The following is a 16,751-nucleotide window of genomic DNA, read 5'->3' as shown; positions in this document are numbered from 1 at the left end:
TTTCTCCATGAACAAACAAAGCACATGATAATATCGTTTTGTTTTAACAAGCTTGCCTTTACGGTTTTTTTAGGCCATTTTCCATAATGTTAAGGCTATCGATGCAGATGCCCTTCCCGTCAGGCTGTGCACACCCGGAAATAAGTGGGCGTCATCGCCCAAAACAGGACTGAGACCCTGCGGCCGCGAGCCTGAACTGTGACATTTTACCACTGTTTGGTGTTGAAGATGGCCTTGTATAAAGAGCGAATCATCTCTCACCCTGGCCGTAAAGTGTTTGTAGATAAATTTTAAAACCGGTTTGCTCCTCCTAACTCAAAAAAGTGAGGAGAACCCGGAAGTTTTAGTAATTCCGGCTCTTCTATAAAAGCCGGACACATATTGCAGGGGCCGGTATTGTTCAAAGCGCTTGACATCAATTCTGAAAATGGGAGGCAGCTCTCCACTCATTCTGATGTCACATCCATACCCTGCCCCTGTCTCCGTCACAATTTTCGGTGCCATTTTAAGACTGCCAGAATAAAGCAGCGCACCTCGGAGTTTAGTCTTTTATGACAAAACATATGCTCATAGACGCCACACACGCTGAAGAAACACGCGTTGTGGTAATGGATGGCAGACATATTGATGACTATGATGTTGAATCTTCTTCCCGCCGTCAGTTAAAGGGGAATATTTACCTCGCAAAAGTCATCCGTGTTGAGCCAAGCCTTCAGGCTGCTTTTGTGGATTACGGCGGAAACCGCCATGGTTTCTTAGCCTTTAGTGAAATTCATCCTGATTATTTCCAGATCCCTGTTGCAGACCGCGAGAAGCTTCTTGCCCTGCAGGAAGAAGAAACCCTCCAGGAACAATCAGAACCTTATTCAGAAGACATATCTAGCCAAGATGATGAGTCTTTTGACGAGGAGGAGGATGACTCACCAGAAATGGTCAGCGGAGAGCATGACACAGGTGATGAGGAAACAGCCTCCCGCAAAACCTCCCGTTTTTTACGCAATTACAGAATTCAAGAAGTCATCCGCCGCCGGCAGATTATTCTTGTGCAGGTCGTCAAGGAAGAACGTGGCAATAAAGGCGCTGCCCTGACAACCTATATTTCACTGGCTGGCCGTTACTGCGTGCTTATGCCCAATGCCTTACGTGGCGGCGGGGTCTCGCGTAAAATCACCTCTGACACAGACCGCAAACGCCTCAAAGACATTATCAACCAGCTGGAACTGCCCCGTTCCATGGCCATGATTATCCGCACAGCCGGCGCTGGCCGCCCTGAGCAGGAAATCGTCAAGGATTGCGATTATCTACTGCAGTTATGGGATGATATCCGTGCTCATGCGCTCTCTTCCATCGCCCCGATTTTGGTCTATGAAGAAGCTACCCTTATCAAACGCGCCATTCGGGATCTGTTTTCACGCGATATTGAAGATATTTATATCGACGGGGAAAAAGCCTGGAAAAGTGCGCGGGATTTTGCACGACTGCTCATCCCGCACAATGCCCGCAAGATAAAACTTTGGCAGAATAGAGGGCAGACACTGTTCTCTCATTACAATGTTGAAGCAGCCCTTGATGCCATGTATTCCCCCATTGCGCAGCTCGAATCAGGCGGGTATCTGGTCATTAACCAGACCGAAGCCCTTGTTTCGATTGACGTAAACTCTGGCAAATCCACCTCCCAGCGTAATATCGAAGAAACTGCGGTCCGCACAAACCTTGAAGCCGCTGATGAAATCGCGCGACAATTGAGGCTGCGTGACCTTGCCGGGCTGATTGTCATCGACTTTATTGATATGGAGAACCGGCGCCATAACGTCCAGGTAGAGCGCCGTCTGAAAGATGCGCTGAAACAAGATCGTGCCCGAATTCAGATCGGCCGCATCTCACATTTCGGTCTTTTGGAAATGTCTCGTCAGCGCCTTCATCCATCTCTGGCTGAGACAATGCTGACCCCTTGCCCACACTGCCATGGCACAGGGACTGTTCGGGGTATTGAGAGCAATGCCCTACATGTCCTGCGCTCTATTGAAGAAGCAGCAGCGAGACACCCCAATACAGCACTTTGTGTTTCTACCTTGTCAGACATTGCACTTTATATGCTGAATGCAAAGCGTGACTGGCTTAACACGATTGAAGTGCAGCATAATGTCGCGATCACATTCAAGACCGATGAGGCACTCGCTGAAACTTCTGTTGGAACAAAAGTAAAAATAGAGTGGACTGAAACGCAGCGTCGTGAAAGGCACATCCCTGAAAACAGGGCACAAACACGCCCTTCAGCCCCAGAAAAATTCCGGACAATCCAGATCACTGAAGGTGAAGTCCCTTCTCATGCTCCAGTCTCTGATTTCCCCGAAAATGATGGGACAGCAGAGCAGCCTTCAGAACAGAATGGCCGCCGTCGTCGCCGAAGGAACGGACGCCGCAATAATCAGGCTCGTGATCACCAGGACAGAAACCTTTCCTCTCTGTCAGAAGTAGGACCGGATGACATTATTGCTGTCGAAGCAGAAATTACTGAGCAGACACCAGAAATTTCCATCCCTGATGAGGACAAGGAGCTTGCTCCAGGACGACGCCGGACCCGTACCCGCCGCTTGAATAACCCCCGCAGGGAACGCAGGGAAGAAACCGTTGGGAATAACCCAGTAAGCCAATCTCCCCGTCCTGCCTATCAGGGACCAACGCCAGCTGACCCATTTGGTGGATATGATATCTTTGAAGCCATTGAGCAGCATGACGAGCAGGAACTGAACGACACGAAGCAATCACGGCAGGTCGTGGCAGAACAGTCAGAAGCGACTGGAGAGGAAAAACCCAGGCGCCGCCAGGGAAGACGCCCTACCCGCAATCGCAAAACGGAAGAAGTGATCACTGAGGAAGTCATCACTCTTCCTGAAGAAGCAGTTACCGCAGTAGCTGCTAAACCTGCAAGACCAACACGGCGACGTCCAGCAAAAGCTGTTCAGGAAGCGGGGTCTCAAACTGATGTAGCAGAGACTCTTTCACCTGAAATCACTGCCGAGGCTGAAGAGGTCAAGAAACCTGCACGCCGACGCCGCACAACGACTTCACGCAAGAAGACCGAAGAGGCGAAACCAACAGTTACAGAGGAAACAAAGCCGGTGCTGGAAGAAAACAGGGCAGCACCACAGCCGATTAATGTTGATGAAGCGCGTCCAGGCAAAAGACGTGTTGGATGGTGGAAACGCTAATCCAGATTCCTTTAAAAAATGGCCGGACTTAATCGTTCCGGCCATTTTTAATGACATCAATTTATTTTACTTACCCAGCCTATCTGCAAACGACAGGATTACCCGTCTGGGAGATATACACCCCTGTCAGGGGCTGAAAACACGCATTCATTGAACAATTATTCCCACTTGCCAAACTCTGGGCATAAATTTTCTGCCCTGTCTGGGCCTGCTCCTGCAAAGCCGAACCACATAAAGGCGTCGTCAAGGGAGCTGATGGCACATTAAATTTTTTACGGCGCGCAGAGGAAGCAGGGGGAATATTGTCATTATTACCAGCGACCATATCTGGTGCAAATGTCTGTGGCTGCACACTCTGCCCGGTCACCGGCCCCGGGACAGGCTTATGTGCACAGGAAGCCAAGAGACATAAACAAGACAGGATCGCTATTTCCTTAAATGAAACTGTCATAACTCCAACTCGCCTTGTGTTGTTTGCATTTTCGCTGTTTTAGGCACCATTTTCTTGACAGATTTCGTTTTCTCCACGACTTCTGTCTCTGACAAAGACGGGTCAAGCCGGGCCTCACGTCTTCCGTCAGCAAAGTGAAGGGATATCAGAGCCTTCTTTTTCAATGACGCAGAAGAAGTGACTGCTTTTCCCCGTTCATCCTGCACCATAACATATCCACGCTCCAATATAGCACGTGGTGACACTGCCATAAGATGGCGCCCTACGCCCTGTAATCGCATTGCTTCATACTGAAGACGATCTCGCAAAACTTCCGGCCTAAGAGCAACACGGAGCAACTTCATCTGTTCGTTCTGCATAAATTGCTGCCAGACAGCATGAAGAGATTCCTGCACCGTTAAAAGAGTTATATTTTTTCTTTCAAGAAGATAAGCCAATGAAGGAAGTGTGCAGGATTTATCATTCAGAGCAGCACGCGCCCTCATCAACTGTGCCGGCAAGGCCAGAAATAGTCTTTGACTACGGTCATCGAGGCGCATTCTGGCAACATCAAGCAATGACGGCAGATCTGGCAATGACGCAATAAGTCGTTCAAGCCGCATTTGCAGTCTTTGTTTAATTGCAACGAAACTATTGGTCAGACGTGCTGTACGATGTGCCAGATCTGCAACAAGTTCAGAACGCAGAGGCATGGCCATTTCTGCTGCCGCTGTTGGTGTAGGTGCTCTCCGATCAGAAACAAAATCAATCAGGGTCGTATCCGTCTCGTGACCTACGGCTGAAATAATGGGTATAGGGCAGGCAGCAACAGCACGAATGACCTGCTCGTCATTAAAAGCCATTAGATCTTCCAGCGAACCTCCACCACGGGCAACAATAATGACATCTGGAGAAAGATCCTGCTTAACAATGCCTTCAAGAGCCAGTTTAATCTGTGAAGCCGCTCCCTCTCCCTGCACAGCAACCGGCCAGAGTATGACTTCGCATGGAAAGCGACGTGCCAATGTCGTACATATATCATGCAGTACCGCGCCAGCCCTTGAAGTAATCACACCGATCCGATGAGGCAGAAAAGGGAGGGGCTTTTTACGGTCCTGGTCAAATAGACCTTCCTGCTGAAACTGACGCCTTAGCTGCTCGATGCGTGCAAGGAGTGCCCCTTCACCAGCAAACTCCAGCCTGTCAATAATAAGCTGGTAACTCGAACGCTCCCCATAAGAGGAAATACGTCCCGTCGCAATCACTTCAGTGCCATTTTCTGGCACAAGTCCCAGACGGGATACACTTCCCCGCCAGATAACACCTGATATTTTGGCATTCTCATCTTTTAATGAAAGATAAATATGACCTGATGGATAGCGCTTGAGTTCTGTAATTTCTCCCCTCACCCTTATGCGACCAAACGTACCTTCAAGGGTGCGTTTGATCGCGCCGGAAATATCTGAAACAGAATATTCGGTGATATTCGATATCTTTTGAGCAGACTCATCTGCTTTATCACTATAAGCGCTCTCCATCATGACACTATTTTATGCTAAAGAAACACAGAAACGAAGCCCGAATTTCTGATAAAGGATAGTCTCATGCGTGTTCTTCTTATAGGATCTGGTGGTAGGGAACATGCTTTGGCACAAGCTATTTCCCGTTCTCCGCTCCTCACAAAACTCTATGCAGCTCCTGGCAATCCCGGAATGAGTAAAATTGCCGAGTGCGTCAATATCAAGGCTGATGACATTGAGGGGCTTGTTTCTTTCGCACAGAAAGAAAAAATTGATCTCGTTATTCCGGGGCCTGAAGTCTCCCTCGTCGCCGGCATTACTGACCAGTGTGAGAAAGCAGGCATTGCCTGTGCAGGTCCGTCCATGGCCGCAGCACAGCTTGAAGGCAGCAAGAGCTTCACAAAAGAAATCGCTGATGCAGCATCAATTCCTACAGCACGATGGAAACGCTTTGAAACCAGCAAGGAAGAAGCTATTGCCTATGTCCGTGAACAGGGCGCTCCCATAGTTATCAAAACTGATGGGCTCGCCGCCGGAAAAGGCGTCGTCGTTGCCCAGACATTACTGGAAGCGGAAGAAGCTATTGATAAACTGGAATTGCCTCTTGTCATTGAAGAATGTCTTTTTGGCAAGGAAGTCTCCCTTTTTGCTTTCTGTTCTGGTAAGGAAGCTGTCCTGATTGGTGCTGCCCGTGACCATAAACGTGCTTATGACGGTGACAAGGGGCCTAATACAGGTGGTATGGGGGCCGTCTGCCCACCACCCAATTTTGATATTGAAGCACAAGAAAAGGCATTGGACCTCACAGTCAGGCCGATGCTTGCTGAAATGGTCAAACGTGGAACACCTTTCAAAGGCGTTATATTTGCCGGCCTTATGCTCACAGAAGATGGCCCCAAACTCATTGAATATAATGTCAGATTTGGAGATCCTGAAGCGCAAGCCCTTCTTATCCGCCTTGAGAGCGACCTCCTCCCAGCTCTGGACGCCCTCGCCCATGAACGCCTTTCCCATGATAGTGTCACTTTTTCAGACCAGCCATCACTATCACTTGTGCTGGCTGCAAGAGGTTATCCCGATAAACCTGCAACCGGAGGTGTTATTACAGGCATTGAAACAGCTGAAGCACAACCTGGCGTTTATGTTTTTCATGCAGGTACCACATTACAGGATAACCAACTCATCGCGACTGGAGGCCGCGTCCTGACAATATGCGCTACAGCCAAAACAGCTGAAAAAGCCCGCAAACGAGCCTATGAAGCAGCCGCGGCCATTCAATGGAATGATAAAATGCTGCGTAGCGATATCGGCGTTTAATCATAAAAAAAGAGGAGGTTCCAAACCTCCTCTTTTTAATATTCCCAACGACGACAAAATAATAGAGTGATACTAATTCCTTATCGGAAGCTGCATTGATTTCGATAAAGATACATATAATTCTTCCGCTGAAATAGCCGTCGGTATAGAGGACACGTAACGTCCCTGCGGGTTCATGAGAACATATTCAGGAGCGGGCGCAAAATAACCTCCCTGCTCCATGATTAAAGGCGCATGATAAAGCTTTGTCATAGCGCGAATCATGTTTTCGGTTGCATAAAAAGGCATGATATTGGCAGAGGCCTCTTTGAAATAATCTTCTAAATCGTCAGTATCAGGTGCCGAAAAATCAAGCGATACGACTACTGGCACAATTGGATGACGCTCCTGTTTTAGGCGCATCAGAGCTTGATCCAGTTTTTTTAATTGAGGCTGACAGAGTTCTTTAGGGCACCGCGGATCGACAAACCATACTAACAGCCAGTGACCAAGATAATCGCTATCAGTCGCTGTACTCCCAGTCAGAGTAACTACCCTGAAGCTCCCCCCAACAGGGTTGCCATTAGATTTAACAAGATGCTTTTGTCCCATGTGAGATGTGACTTCAAATGCTGCAAAGCCAATAACAGCCGCTATGATAAAAAGCAGCCCCATCAGTAATGCCCCACGTTTTAAGGTAGTACTAGCATTCGTCATATTCTATTCTTCCATAACATCAATGAGCATCAGCCCAATTACGCCCAAGACCCGTCTCAACAGCAAGAGCTACTTTAAGCTGGGCGACAGTCTCCATCTGTTTTTTAACCTGTTCTGCAAAGTTTTGTGCTTTATCTTCCGGAACTTCAAAAAGAAGTTCATCATGCACTTGCAAAACCATCCGGCCGGGCAGGTTTTCCTCCCTAATCACCTGGTCAATCCTGACCATGGCAAGCTTGATGATATCAGCAGCCCCGCCTTGTAATGGCGCATTAATTGCCTGTCGCTCGGCGTAACCACGTCTTGCACCATTACGATCTTTGATCCCAGGAACATAGCAGCGGCGCCCAAATGGGGTTGTTACATACCCCAAAGAACGAGCTTCTTCCTTGGCGTTTTCCATATAAGTACGGATACCTGGATAACGCTGGAAATATGTTTCTATATAGCTCTTGGCCTCGCCTGGCGAGATTTGAAGCTGACGCGCCAGCCCAAAGGCGGATATGCCATAAATAATTCCGAAATTGATTGCCTTAGCACGCCGCCTTGTCAGACTATCCATTTCTTCAAGTGGAACACCAAATACTTCAGAAGCCGTGCGAGCATGAATATCCTGGCCAAGATGAAAGGCTTCTATCAGTGGCTCAATATTGGCAACATCAGCCAGAAGCCTCAGCTCGATCTGACTATAATCAGCTGAGACAAGCAAATGTCCGGGAGACGCGATAAAAGTCTGCCTGATAAGCCGCCCTTCTTCGGTCCGGATCGGAATATTCTGTAAATTCGGCTCATTGGATGAAAGACGACCTGTTGACGTCCCTGCCATATGAAATGTGGTATGAACGCGCTGTGTTTGCGGATCCATTAATTTGACAAGGGCATCTGCATAAGTGGATTTCAATTTCGCCATCTGACGCCAAGCAAGAATTTTGACCGGCAATTCATGACCTTGTCCTGCCAGCTCTTCCAACACACTGGAATCAGTCCCCCACGAGCCGGTTTTAGTCTTTTTTCCACCAGGAAGTTTCATTTCATCAAAAAGAATCTCACCTAACTGTTTAGGAGACCCTAAATTGAAAGGACGACCAACAAGCTCATGAAGCTCTTTCTCAATGAATGCCATACGCTGACTGAAATCTTCTGACAAACGGCGCAATTCTACTGCATCGACCCGAACCCCTTCATCCTCCATACGCATCAGGACGTTAATCAGGGGCCTTTCCATCATTTCATATAATGTCACGGCCTGATGCTCCCGCAAAGAAGGACGCAGAACAGACCATAACCTTAACGTGACGTCAGCATCTTCAGCCGCATAAGCAGTCGCTTTTTCCAGAGGAACCTGCGCAAAGGAGATACGTTGCCGCCCTGTGCCTGTCACCTCGTCATAAGAAATAGGGTCATGCCCAAGATGCAGATGAGAGAGCTCATCCATCCCTTGACCATGCTCACCAGCCGACTGCGCATAAGAAAGCAGCATCGTATCATCTATCGGTGTGATATGGCCCAACCCAGCGGTAGCGAAAACTGTCAGATCATATTTCGCATTCTGAAAGATTTTCAAAACAGTTTCATCAGCCATCAGAGGTTTAAGACATGCGATCACTTCCTCAACAGAAAGCTGGTTGGGAACAGGAGCCTCCAATGTACCTTCATGACGCAAGGGAATATAGCAGGCCTTCCCAGCTGATACGCAAAGAGAAATCCCTACCAGCTGCGCTTTGCGAGCATTAAGACTATCTGTTTCTGTATCAACGGCGACAACACCCTTTATCTGGGCTTCCCTGACCCATTCTTTCAAGCGTGCCAGCGATGTTATGCTTTCATAGGGACCGTAAGGAATATCCTTTATGGCCGTCTGAAGAAGCTCTTTATCTATTTTCACATCCCGCGATGACGAAGAACTTGCGGCAACCGCACTGGCTGGCTTTCCATTTTTCAGGCCCAAACGCTGGAGAATTGACCCGAAACCCATTTTTTCCAGCCAGGCACGTAAAACAGCCTCATCAGGCTTACGCAACTCCATTTCATCAAGATTATAAGGCACCGGCACATCATCAGCCAGCTGCACAAGTTTGAGCGAAATACGCGCAGATTCAGCATAATCAATGAGATTTTGCCGCCTTTTTGAGGGTTTCATGCCCGGAGCCGCTTCTAGCACAGCCTCAAGCGTTCCATATTCCCCAATCAGCTGAGCCGCCCCTTTGGGACCAATACCCGGGACACCAGGCACATTATCAGTCGAATCCCCCATAAGGGCCTGAACATCGACCACCTGAGAAGGATGCACACCGAATTTTGCTTCGACTTCAGCTTCTCCAATGGGCTTTTGTTTCATTGGGTCCATTAACCGGACACCAGGACGCACAAGCTGCATCAGATCCTTATCTGAGGAAATAATCGTACACGCCCCTCCCTGTTCAACAGCCTGACGTGCATATGTTGCCAACAGATCATCAGCCTCCCAACCAGGAAGTTCAATTGCTAGAAGGTTAAAGGCCTCTGTGGCTTCACGGATAAGAGCAAACTGGGGAACTAAATCTTCTGGAGCAGGAGGACGATGCGCCTTATAATCAGGGTAAATCTCATTACGGAATGTCTCACGAGCCGCATCAAAAACAACCGCAACCGGCTGACCTTCATATTCTTTAAGCAGGCGTGACAGCATATTGGTAAACCCATAGACAGCATTGACAGGTGTACCATCGGGGCTACTCATAGGAGGCAGGGCATGAAAAGCCCGAAAAATAAATCCAGACCCATCGACCAGCACTATATGTTTTTTTGCTGATGTCACATTCACTCTCCTGGCTCTCTGCCTCTATGACCTTTACTTATGCGCCTATGATAGCGATATTCACACATTTTTTAAAATGCCCGTCAAAGAGCATAATCCTCTTTTTTCTCTGTGTCTCAGCTTGCGCAACACCTCCTGTTCCTCAAAACCTTCCTCATACAGAGCAGGAAAGTGTCCTGATCCCCCCTGACAGAACATTAAAGATGCGTGACAGCACACTCATCCCATTGCGTTTTTATAAAGCGACCTCTTCACTCCGGGGCATTATCCTGGCTTTACACGGCTTTAATGATAGCCGTGATGCCTGGGAGGTCATTGCTCCTGCTTTAAACCGTCAGGGCTTTATGATTATTGCCCCTGATATCAGGGGGTTTGGGGCTGTCACACCCAGCGTAAGATGGGCACCTATCCCTCTATTGATCCATGACGTAAAAGAAGAAACTCTTTGGATTCATCAAAATTATCCTGAAGTGCCCCTTTATCTCATGGGTGAAAGTATGGGAGGCGCACTAGCTTTACTCAGTGCGAAAAGCACAGAGTTTCTGTCAGGAACGATTTTGCTCTCTCCTGCCATTATGACCCTCCCTTTCCCTTTAAAACCTCTCCTCACAATCTGGAATGGACTGACACCTGAGATGGTCCTAACGGAATCTGACGTGCCGGGACATCATGTGGCATCTGATAATTACCGTGCATTAAGACGTCTTTATTTTGACCCTTTAACGCATCACGACACAACTGTACATGCTCTTTATGGCCTGACAGATCTGATGTCAGAATCATCTGCCCACCTGGCTGAAGCCCCCATGCCCTTGCTCGTTATATGGGGCATGCATGACCAGTTCGTCCCGCCTCGCGCTTATAGTTTCATGCGAAAGACCTTACCCTCCACAACACGGTTTGACCTGTTGGATAATGGCTACCATCTTTTGAGCCGAAATCGCACGCGAGTCAGTGCTGATATCACCTCATGGCTCCTGACACCTGATAAATTCCTGCCATCAGGCGGCGATATTACTGCCGCCCTATGGGAGGATATGCCCCATAATCCCTGATTTCAGGCAGATATTACAGTCCTGCCGGAAGAGACATATTTTTTTCAGGAAAAGGCTTTCTCAAGCCCTTCAAACAAACGTGCAATCGCTTCAGCACCGGGATCAGGGATAGATGCGAGCTGGTCTTCTGGAACGTAAGAGGCACGTCCTGCTTTGGCTTTCATGGATTTTGTCCGCTCTGCACCTGCACGTGCTGCACATGCTGCATCAGATAATTTTCCAGTCTTCTGAAGTGCTTCAAAAGCAGGAAGAAGGGCATCAATCATAGTACGGTCCCCTAAGGAAGCACCACCATAATGCTGCATGAGCTTCACACCAGCTAGTAATCCTTCTTTCCAGTCTTCATGACGACCTGCTGCTGAAAACAGGATTGAGAGCAATACACCGCTGGAACCACCAGAATAGCGCGCCAGAAGGTTACTCAAGGTCTCGCATAACTCTTTGGGAGAATTGAGAGGCAGACGTGGAAGGGCCTTGAGAATCTGCCTGCCTGATTCAGCAAACGTGGAACCAGCATCACCGTCACCAATCTTTTCGTCCAAAGCATTTAAAGCCTGTTCATTTTCTTCAAGGATACGGGCCCCCTCCTTGATCGCTTTTTCCATTAGAGCATTAGAAGAGGGAGAATATCTGAAGGTCTCTGGCAGTTCCGGCATGGGCACTGAGGGAATCTGGGCTTCAAACGGCACAATCCCAGGCCAGCTCGGCACTTCTGCTTTGGCTGAAAGTGCTTCTACAAAGATTTTGCTTGCTGGCATGATCGTCAATGAAAAACCGACCATATCAAGCGCGGTCATCAGAGGCGCTGGACCAATCACCCATTTAATACGGGACGAAAACGCGTTTCTTGCAATTGAATCCATGATTGCCTGTGCCTCAATAACCGGGACAGCACCAAGCATATTCACCATCAGGATCAGCTCTTGATCCTGTAAAGAAGGAGCTAGTGTTTCGATAACATGGTTTGTCAACTCATCAAGAGAGGCCATAGATAAACGTTTGGCACCTGGCTCTCCATGAATCCCCAGCCCCAATTCAATCTCGCCTTTTGTAAGGCGACTGCAATGGTCAGGTTCAAAAACATCACAATCTGTCAAAGCAAGACCAAGGGACTTCACACCCTCAACAGCCTCACGAGCATAATGGGTAACTTCTTCCAGAGAGGCACCTTGCGCTGCCTTATAACCGGCAATCTTCTGCACAAGAACCGTGCCGGCAATGGCTCGGGCCTTTTTCGTCTGCCCCAAGGCGATATCATCATGAATCATGACGAGTTCAACCTTATAGCCCATTGCCCGGGCCTGCTCAGCAGCAATGCCGAAATTCAGGCGGTCTCCCGTATAATTCTTGACCAGAAGGAGGCAGCCTGCCTCACCCGTAACAGCCAGAATGGCGGCCAATATGGCATCAACACTGGGAGAAGCGAATAAAGCACCGCAAACAGCTGCTGTCAGCATCCCTTCGCCAACAAACCCAGCATGAGCAGGCTCGTGACCAGAACCTCCCCCCGAGACAATAGCAACGCGGCTTTTATCCCAATCTTTCCGCAGGACGACATTCACACCTTCATCGCCATGCAACTTCTGCAAATGCACGCCATATGACGAACGAATCAGACCATTTATAGCTTCTTTAACAATGAGATTACGGTGGTTACAGAAACGCTTCATCATAAACCTCTTATAGCCATGGACTATTTAAACTGTGACGAACGACAGGTTTTTTTATCGTTGCTTGGCTTACCACGAGAATGGCAGATATATAAACTGATATTTTGAAGATGCGTTTTATACCAAAAGCAGTCTAGGGCACAATTTAAGGACTAGCCAAACAGGCTTTGACATTCTAAAAGAAGGCCTCGCTGGACCCGTAGCTCAGCTGGATAGAGCGTTGCCCTCCGAAGGCAAAGGCCGCGCGTTCGAATCGCGCCGGGTCCACCAGCGAGACAAATTTCTCCAAAAATTACCTTTTTGAAAGATATATTCTTTTTTGTATTATTTTGAGCATAAGCAGATTATTCGATCCTGCTCAGCTGAACGGATATCTTATTGTAGAGGAAATTTGAGGGAGTCAGTAAATTTTGGCAGCATCACCAAAGCTCGCCTCTTATCCCTGTGATAAATTCTTAAAAGAACAGTCAGAATTTTAGTAAAATAAGAAATATTCATAATAAAATCAAAGAAAATGAGATAGGAAAATAAAACTTCATTAAGTTTTATTTTACAAATATGCCAACTATTTCTTATATATACGAAAGATTATGGCCATTTTTAAGAAAATTTTCATAAATATTTAATTCGATATCGAAAGCAGATCTTCGAAGAGGGTGGCAATCTGGATTATTGGCCTCAGCCTTAATCAACTGACCGAAATTATCAATCCATTCCGCTTCTGCTTTCATATTGCCTTTATTCGAATCAAAAGACTTTGCCCGTTGAGCAATTCTTAAAAAGATAGCATGCCGTTCAGCAACTGGCATGCCTTTTAAACGGTTAAAAAAATCTTTTACGTCATATTTGCTCAAGAACGGATTCTCCTTAAAAAAAGAGTAGTCGGCATAACGAAAAAATTCTTTGATCCCCTCAAATTTCTTATCACTTATTAAATAATCAAGTTTATTCCATAAATTTTTCTCTAATAATAATTTTAATTTATATTTATAAAATATTAATAATTCTTCAAATTCTTTGCTTTTATAACATTTGTAAGACAAATTACCAAATTGGTAATCATCAAACGGAAATTTGATGCATGTAATATAAAAATTGATTTGTTCGTCAGAAATTTTTTGTTCTTCTAAGGTCTTTTCTAAGTATTTTTTTAAAATAATTATGGGATCACCTTTTCTTATTTCATCGACGCCTATCTTATATAAGAATAGATATATTCCACAGACATGCAAACATTGCTCATCCTGATAAATTTTATTTTCAAAATCATCTAAAAATTCCTTTATAAGGTCATCATAAGTATTTTCAGGATAATGATCAAAAAACCATAATTTTTTCCAAGAAGGAACTCCTTCATTAACTCCAAAGAAGGGACCCAGTATATTAGAAAATTCTTCTTTCTTAAAAATCCCTTGACCTACAAAAGCATAAATTATCTTAAAGAATGCCTTCATATCACAGAAGAGTTTATAATAACCTACTGATTTCATATGCTCAGTTATCTGTTTTAAAGATGTATTTTCTCCTGAATCACCGTTGGTTGTCGTACCTGTATATTTATAAGCATAAACCTTAAGCAAATCATCAAATGAATTATTATGTATCCTTTGCTCAAATATTATAATGTACAGAAATTTTATCAAATCAACAATCTTCTCTCTATTTTCATCAGCAATATACTTTTCATCTATATTACCAAATAATTCTTCACCAAAAACCATAATAAAAGATAAAGTACGCAAATTATCAATTTTAATTTCAGAGAAAAAAGTTAAAAATTCATCTTTGTTACTGTTTATAAAGTCCCTGAAACTTCCTTCAGAAACTTTATCTATAGCCGCATCAAATGCTGATTGGATATGAGATTCAATCTTTAATGTCAGATAAACCGTTTTTTCTTTAATGAGTTTATAACGCTCTTTTTTATCATTTTCATCACGATAGATTTCTTCCTCGTTCGCAATGATAATAACACGATTTTCCTGACATTCGACTAAGGGTTGTATTAAGGATAGGATGTCAGAAACATCCATATTTGCTCTCTCTAAGTCATCAAAGATGACTACTCTATTCTGAGCATTAAGGGCTTTTGAGTCATTTGTCTTCCCAAGGGAGTCAAGAGATAACGTAAGCTCGTCACCTTTTTCTATTTCAGATAAATCAATTTTTACTGTCGTTTTTAACAACCCTTTGAAAATGATTTTACCTAGCTGCCCCAATTTCCCACCCATAATAGGGTGCATGGCAACGTAAAGGGACTGAGCAATTTCCTCTTTGCTTTTCATTCCATAAAGGGAAACATATATTTCACTCTGGTAATCGCCAGTTCTGGCTTTTGATCTTTCATCATTGACTTTGTGAATTAGCCAGGTTTTTCCACTCCCCCATTGCCCGTTAAGCATAAGTGCAAAAGGGGGTTTATATTTTCCATCACAATAATCATTTATTTTTTCTACAATCGCAGCGTTAGGCCCCGCCCAATCATATTGCTTTTTTGTCATAATATTTATGTCTCAGCCTTGTCTAACGTAAAATTACACGACCCAGTCATATGCCCAAAAATCTTAAATCTATTTTAACGGCTATCTTAGAATAATATTGAAACGCTTTGTTACATTTTTTGTCAGCCACGTTGTTTCATAATATGCGCACCGATGTTTTGATATATATATTTCGGAAGACAGACACACATGCTACGTTTTTGTGTAAGTAATCTCATTGAGTGTTTGTTCTGCCTGTTTTTTCCCGTGATGTTTGTCTCTATAGGACGCGATTAGTTAAGCAGTACACATTTAAGCTCCTTTTTTACCACTTTCGCATTTACAATCGGACTAACTAGTGGCTTTCTGATTCTAATAGGTGCAATTCTTGCCTGTCATTTTTATTGTCGCTTGGCAGCTTTGCTACGGCCCTTTTAGGTCATAATTATTGGGATCATTCTATCCTAGACCATCATGAAATATGTCTTTTTTCTATAAAAGTATTATCATGGCGAGTGGGTTCCTGACCCTTATTATGACTAGCCCGGGCAGGTTTTCATTAAGTCTCTGCATGAGACACGAAACCGACATTGCCCTACAGTCATAACTATTTTTGCAATTTCTGCAAAAAGGAGAAAATTACATGCCTAAAGTTCTCGTCCTCTATTATTCTTCCTATGGCCATGTGGAAAAAATGGCCTATGCCGTTGCTGAAGGGATCAAAAAAGCCGGGCTGGACGTTGATATCAAACGCGTGCCAGAGCTTGTTTCTGACGAATCTGCCAAAGCCCATCATTTCAAAACCGAGCAGGCTGCCCCTATCGCCTCGCCAGATGACCTCCCTCATTATGACGCGATCATCTTAGGGGCACCCACACGTTTTGGACGCCTTCCTGCTCAGATGGCCAATTTCTGGGATCAGACAGGTGGCCTATGGGCTAAAGGGGCCCTGATTGGCAAAGTGGGCGCTGTTTTCACTTCTACAGCTACGCAGCATGGCGGACAGGAAACAACACTTTATTCCCTCATGTCCAATCTGATCCATCACGGTATGGTCATTAGTGGCCTGCCCTATAGTTTTCAGGGACAGATGGACCTTGATGAAGTTACAGGTGGCGCACCCTATGGGGCCACAACCATTGCAGCAGGAGATGGCTCTCGACAACCCTCTAAAAATGAATTAGCCGGTGCTGAATTCCTGGGCCAACACGTTGCCAATATCACAAAGAAGCTTGCTTAACATCTTTGCAAAAGCATAAATGTTACAGGACCATTGATTATGATTTTAAAGGTTTCATAGAGCCTTCTTAAATTAGATCAATGGTTCCTGCACACATCCATATCATATTCTGACATAATAATATTTTTTTAAAGTTATTAAACTAATATATAAATACTATATATTAAATTACTTATTTAAACATATTCTTAATATCCATAAATATTATTTCATTATACTTTATTGCATCCATAACATTACTCAAGAGCCTCTTCGATATAATTTCCTTTCCTAACTGCCTGATGTAATAAGAGAATAGTAAATCCCCATTTAAGCAGACCTAACCCTTCGAACC

10 protein-coding genes and 1 tRNA gene are annotated in these 16,751 nt (G+C 45.4%); 5 read left to right on the top strand and 6 right to left on the bottom strand.

The window, feature by feature from the left end; all coding sequences use genetic code 11:
* Positions 1–551 precede the first annotated feature (551 nt).
* Complete coding sequence (locus AC3B6P_RS08370; RefSeq protein ID WP_489805677.1) at positions 552–3,212, top strand: Rne/Rng family ribonuclease; 2,661 nt, start codon at positions 552–554, stop codon at positions 3,210–3,212.
* Positions 3,213–3,291: 79 nt separating this feature from the next.
* On the opposite strand, the gene AC3B6P_RS08365 is transcribed toward AC3B6P_RS08370, so the two are convergent.
* Complete coding sequence (locus tag AC3B6P_RS08365) at positions 3,292–3,663, bottom strand: hypothetical protein (RefSeq protein WP_489805676.1); 372 nt, start codon at positions 3,661–3,663, stop codon at positions 3,292–3,294.
* Positions 3,660–5,183 (bottom strand): exodeoxyribonuclease VII large subunit, encoded by a 1,524-nt coding sequence (gene xseA / locus AC3B6P_RS08360; RefSeq protein ID WP_489805675.1) that lies wholly within the window; start codon positions 5,181–5,183, stop codon positions 3,660–3,662. The genes AC3B6P_RS08365 and xseA overlap by 4 nt, the downstream gene beginning before the upstream one ends.
* A gap of 63 nt (positions 5,184–5,246) precedes the next feature.
* Here xseA and purD point away from each other — a divergent pair, with 63 nt between their 5' ends.
* The gene (purD, locus tag AC3B6P_RS08355; protein ID WP_489805674.1) at positions 5,247–6,479 is read left to right on the top strand and encodes a phosphoribosylamine--glycine ligase; all 1,233 of its coding nucleotides are present in this window, start codon (positions 5,247–5,249) and stop codon (positions 6,477–6,479) included.
* Between the two features lie 72 nt (positions 6,480–6,551).
* On the opposite strand, the gene AC3B6P_RS08350 is transcribed toward purD, so the two are convergent.
* Together AC3B6P_RS08350 and polA are read right to left on the bottom strand one after the other, a co-directional pair.
* Complete coding sequence (locus AC3B6P_RS08350) at positions 6,552–7,175, bottom strand: SCO family protein (protein ID WP_489805673.1); 624 nt, start codon at positions 7,173–7,175, stop codon at positions 6,552–6,554.
* Positions 7,176–7,194: 19 nt separating this feature from the next.
* Positions 7,195–9,972 carry a DNA polymerase I gene (gene polA, locus AC3B6P_RS08345; RefSeq protein ID WP_489805672.1) on the bottom strand — a complete coding sequence of 926 codons (2,778 nt, stop codon included), beginning with the start codon at positions 9,970–9,972 and terminating at the stop codon, positions 7,195–7,197.
* On the opposite strand from polA, the gene AC3B6P_RS08340 reads away from it, so the two are divergent.
* Positions 9,966–11,027, top strand: coding sequence for an alpha/beta fold hydrolase (locus tag AC3B6P_RS08340; protein ID WP_489805671.1), 1,062 nt, complete (start codon positions 9,966–9,968; stop codon positions 11,025–11,027). The genes polA and AC3B6P_RS08340 overlap by 7 nt on opposite strands.
* A gap of 44 nt (positions 11,028–11,071) precedes the next feature.
* Here the strand turns inward: AC3B6P_RS08340 and AC3B6P_RS08335 are convergent, their stop codons facing one another.
* The gene (locus AC3B6P_RS08335) at positions 11,072–12,697 is read right to left on the bottom strand and encodes a dihydroxyacetone kinase subunit DhaK (RefSeq protein WP_489805935.1); all 1,626 of its coding nucleotides are present in this window, start codon (positions 12,695–12,697) and stop codon (positions 11,072–11,074) included.
* A gap of 193 nt (positions 12,698–12,890) precedes the next feature.
* On the opposite strand from AC3B6P_RS08335, the gene AC3B6P_RS08330 reads away from it, so the two are divergent.
* Positions 12,891–12,967 (top strand) — tRNA-Arg (locus AC3B6P_RS08330).
* A 302-nt stretch (positions 12,968–13,269) separates the two neighbouring features.
* On the opposite strand, the gene AC3B6P_RS08325 is transcribed toward AC3B6P_RS08330, so the two are convergent.
* Positions 13,270–15,198 (bottom strand): P-loop NTPase fold protein, encoded by a 1,929-nt coding sequence (locus AC3B6P_RS08325; protein ID WP_489805670.1) that lies wholly within the window; start codon positions 15,196–15,198, stop codon positions 13,270–13,272.
* A 622-nt stretch (positions 15,199–15,820) separates the two neighbouring features.
* On the opposite strand from AC3B6P_RS08325, the gene wrbA reads away from it, so the two are divergent.
* Entirely contained in the window at positions 15,821–16,417 is a 597-nt protein-coding gene (wrbA, locus tag AC3B6P_RS08320) for an NAD(P)H:quinone oxidoreductase (RefSeq protein WP_489805669.1), read from the top strand.
* Positions 16,418–16,751: the final 334 nt, after the last annotated feature.

It is taken from the genome of Aristophania sp. ESL1142 (genome assembly GCF_058107345.1).
The sequence above is the reverse complement of the archived record's forward strand: the minus strand, read 5'-3'. Positions and strand labels throughout refer to the sequence as shown.

What these genes read in the sequence shown, in the direction of transcription:
- AC3B6P_RS08370 (WP_489805677.1), top strand. Translation starts at nt 552, where the DNA reads ATGACAAAACATATGCTCATAGACGCCACACACGCTGAAGAAACACGC.
- AC3B6P_RS08365 (WP_489805676.1), bottom strand. Translation starts at nt 3,663, where the DNA reads ATGACAGTTTCATTTAAGGAAATAGCGATCCTGTCTTGTTTATGTCTC.
- xseA (WP_489805675.1), bottom strand. Translation starts at nt 5,183, where the DNA reads ATGATGGAGAGCGCTTATAGTGATAAAGCAGATGAGTCTGCTCAAAAG.
- purD (WP_489805674.1), top strand. Translation starts at nt 5,247, where the DNA reads ATGCGTGTTCTTCTTATAGGATCTGGTGGTAGGGAACATGCTTTGGCA.
- AC3B6P_RS08350 (WP_489805673.1), bottom strand. Translation starts at nt 7,175, where the DNA reads ATGACGAATGCTAGTACTACCTTAAAACGTGGGGCATTACTGATGGGG.
- AC3B6P_RS08340 (WP_489805671.1), top strand. Translation starts at nt 9,966, where the DNA reads ATGTCACATTCACTCTCCTGGCTCTCTGCCTCTATGACCTTTACTTAT.
- AC3B6P_RS08335 (WP_489805935.1), bottom strand. Translation starts at nt 12,697, where the DNA reads ATGAAGCGTTTCTGTAACCACCGTAATCTCATTGTTAAAGAAGCTATA.
- AC3B6P_RS08325 (WP_489805670.1), bottom strand. Translation starts at nt 15,198, where the DNA reads ATGACAAAAAAGCAATATGATTGGGCGGGGCCTAACGCTGCGATTGTA.
- wrbA (WP_489805669.1), top strand. Translation starts at nt 15,821, where the DNA reads ATGCCTAAAGTTCTCGTCCTCTATTATTCTTCCTATGGCCATGTGGAA.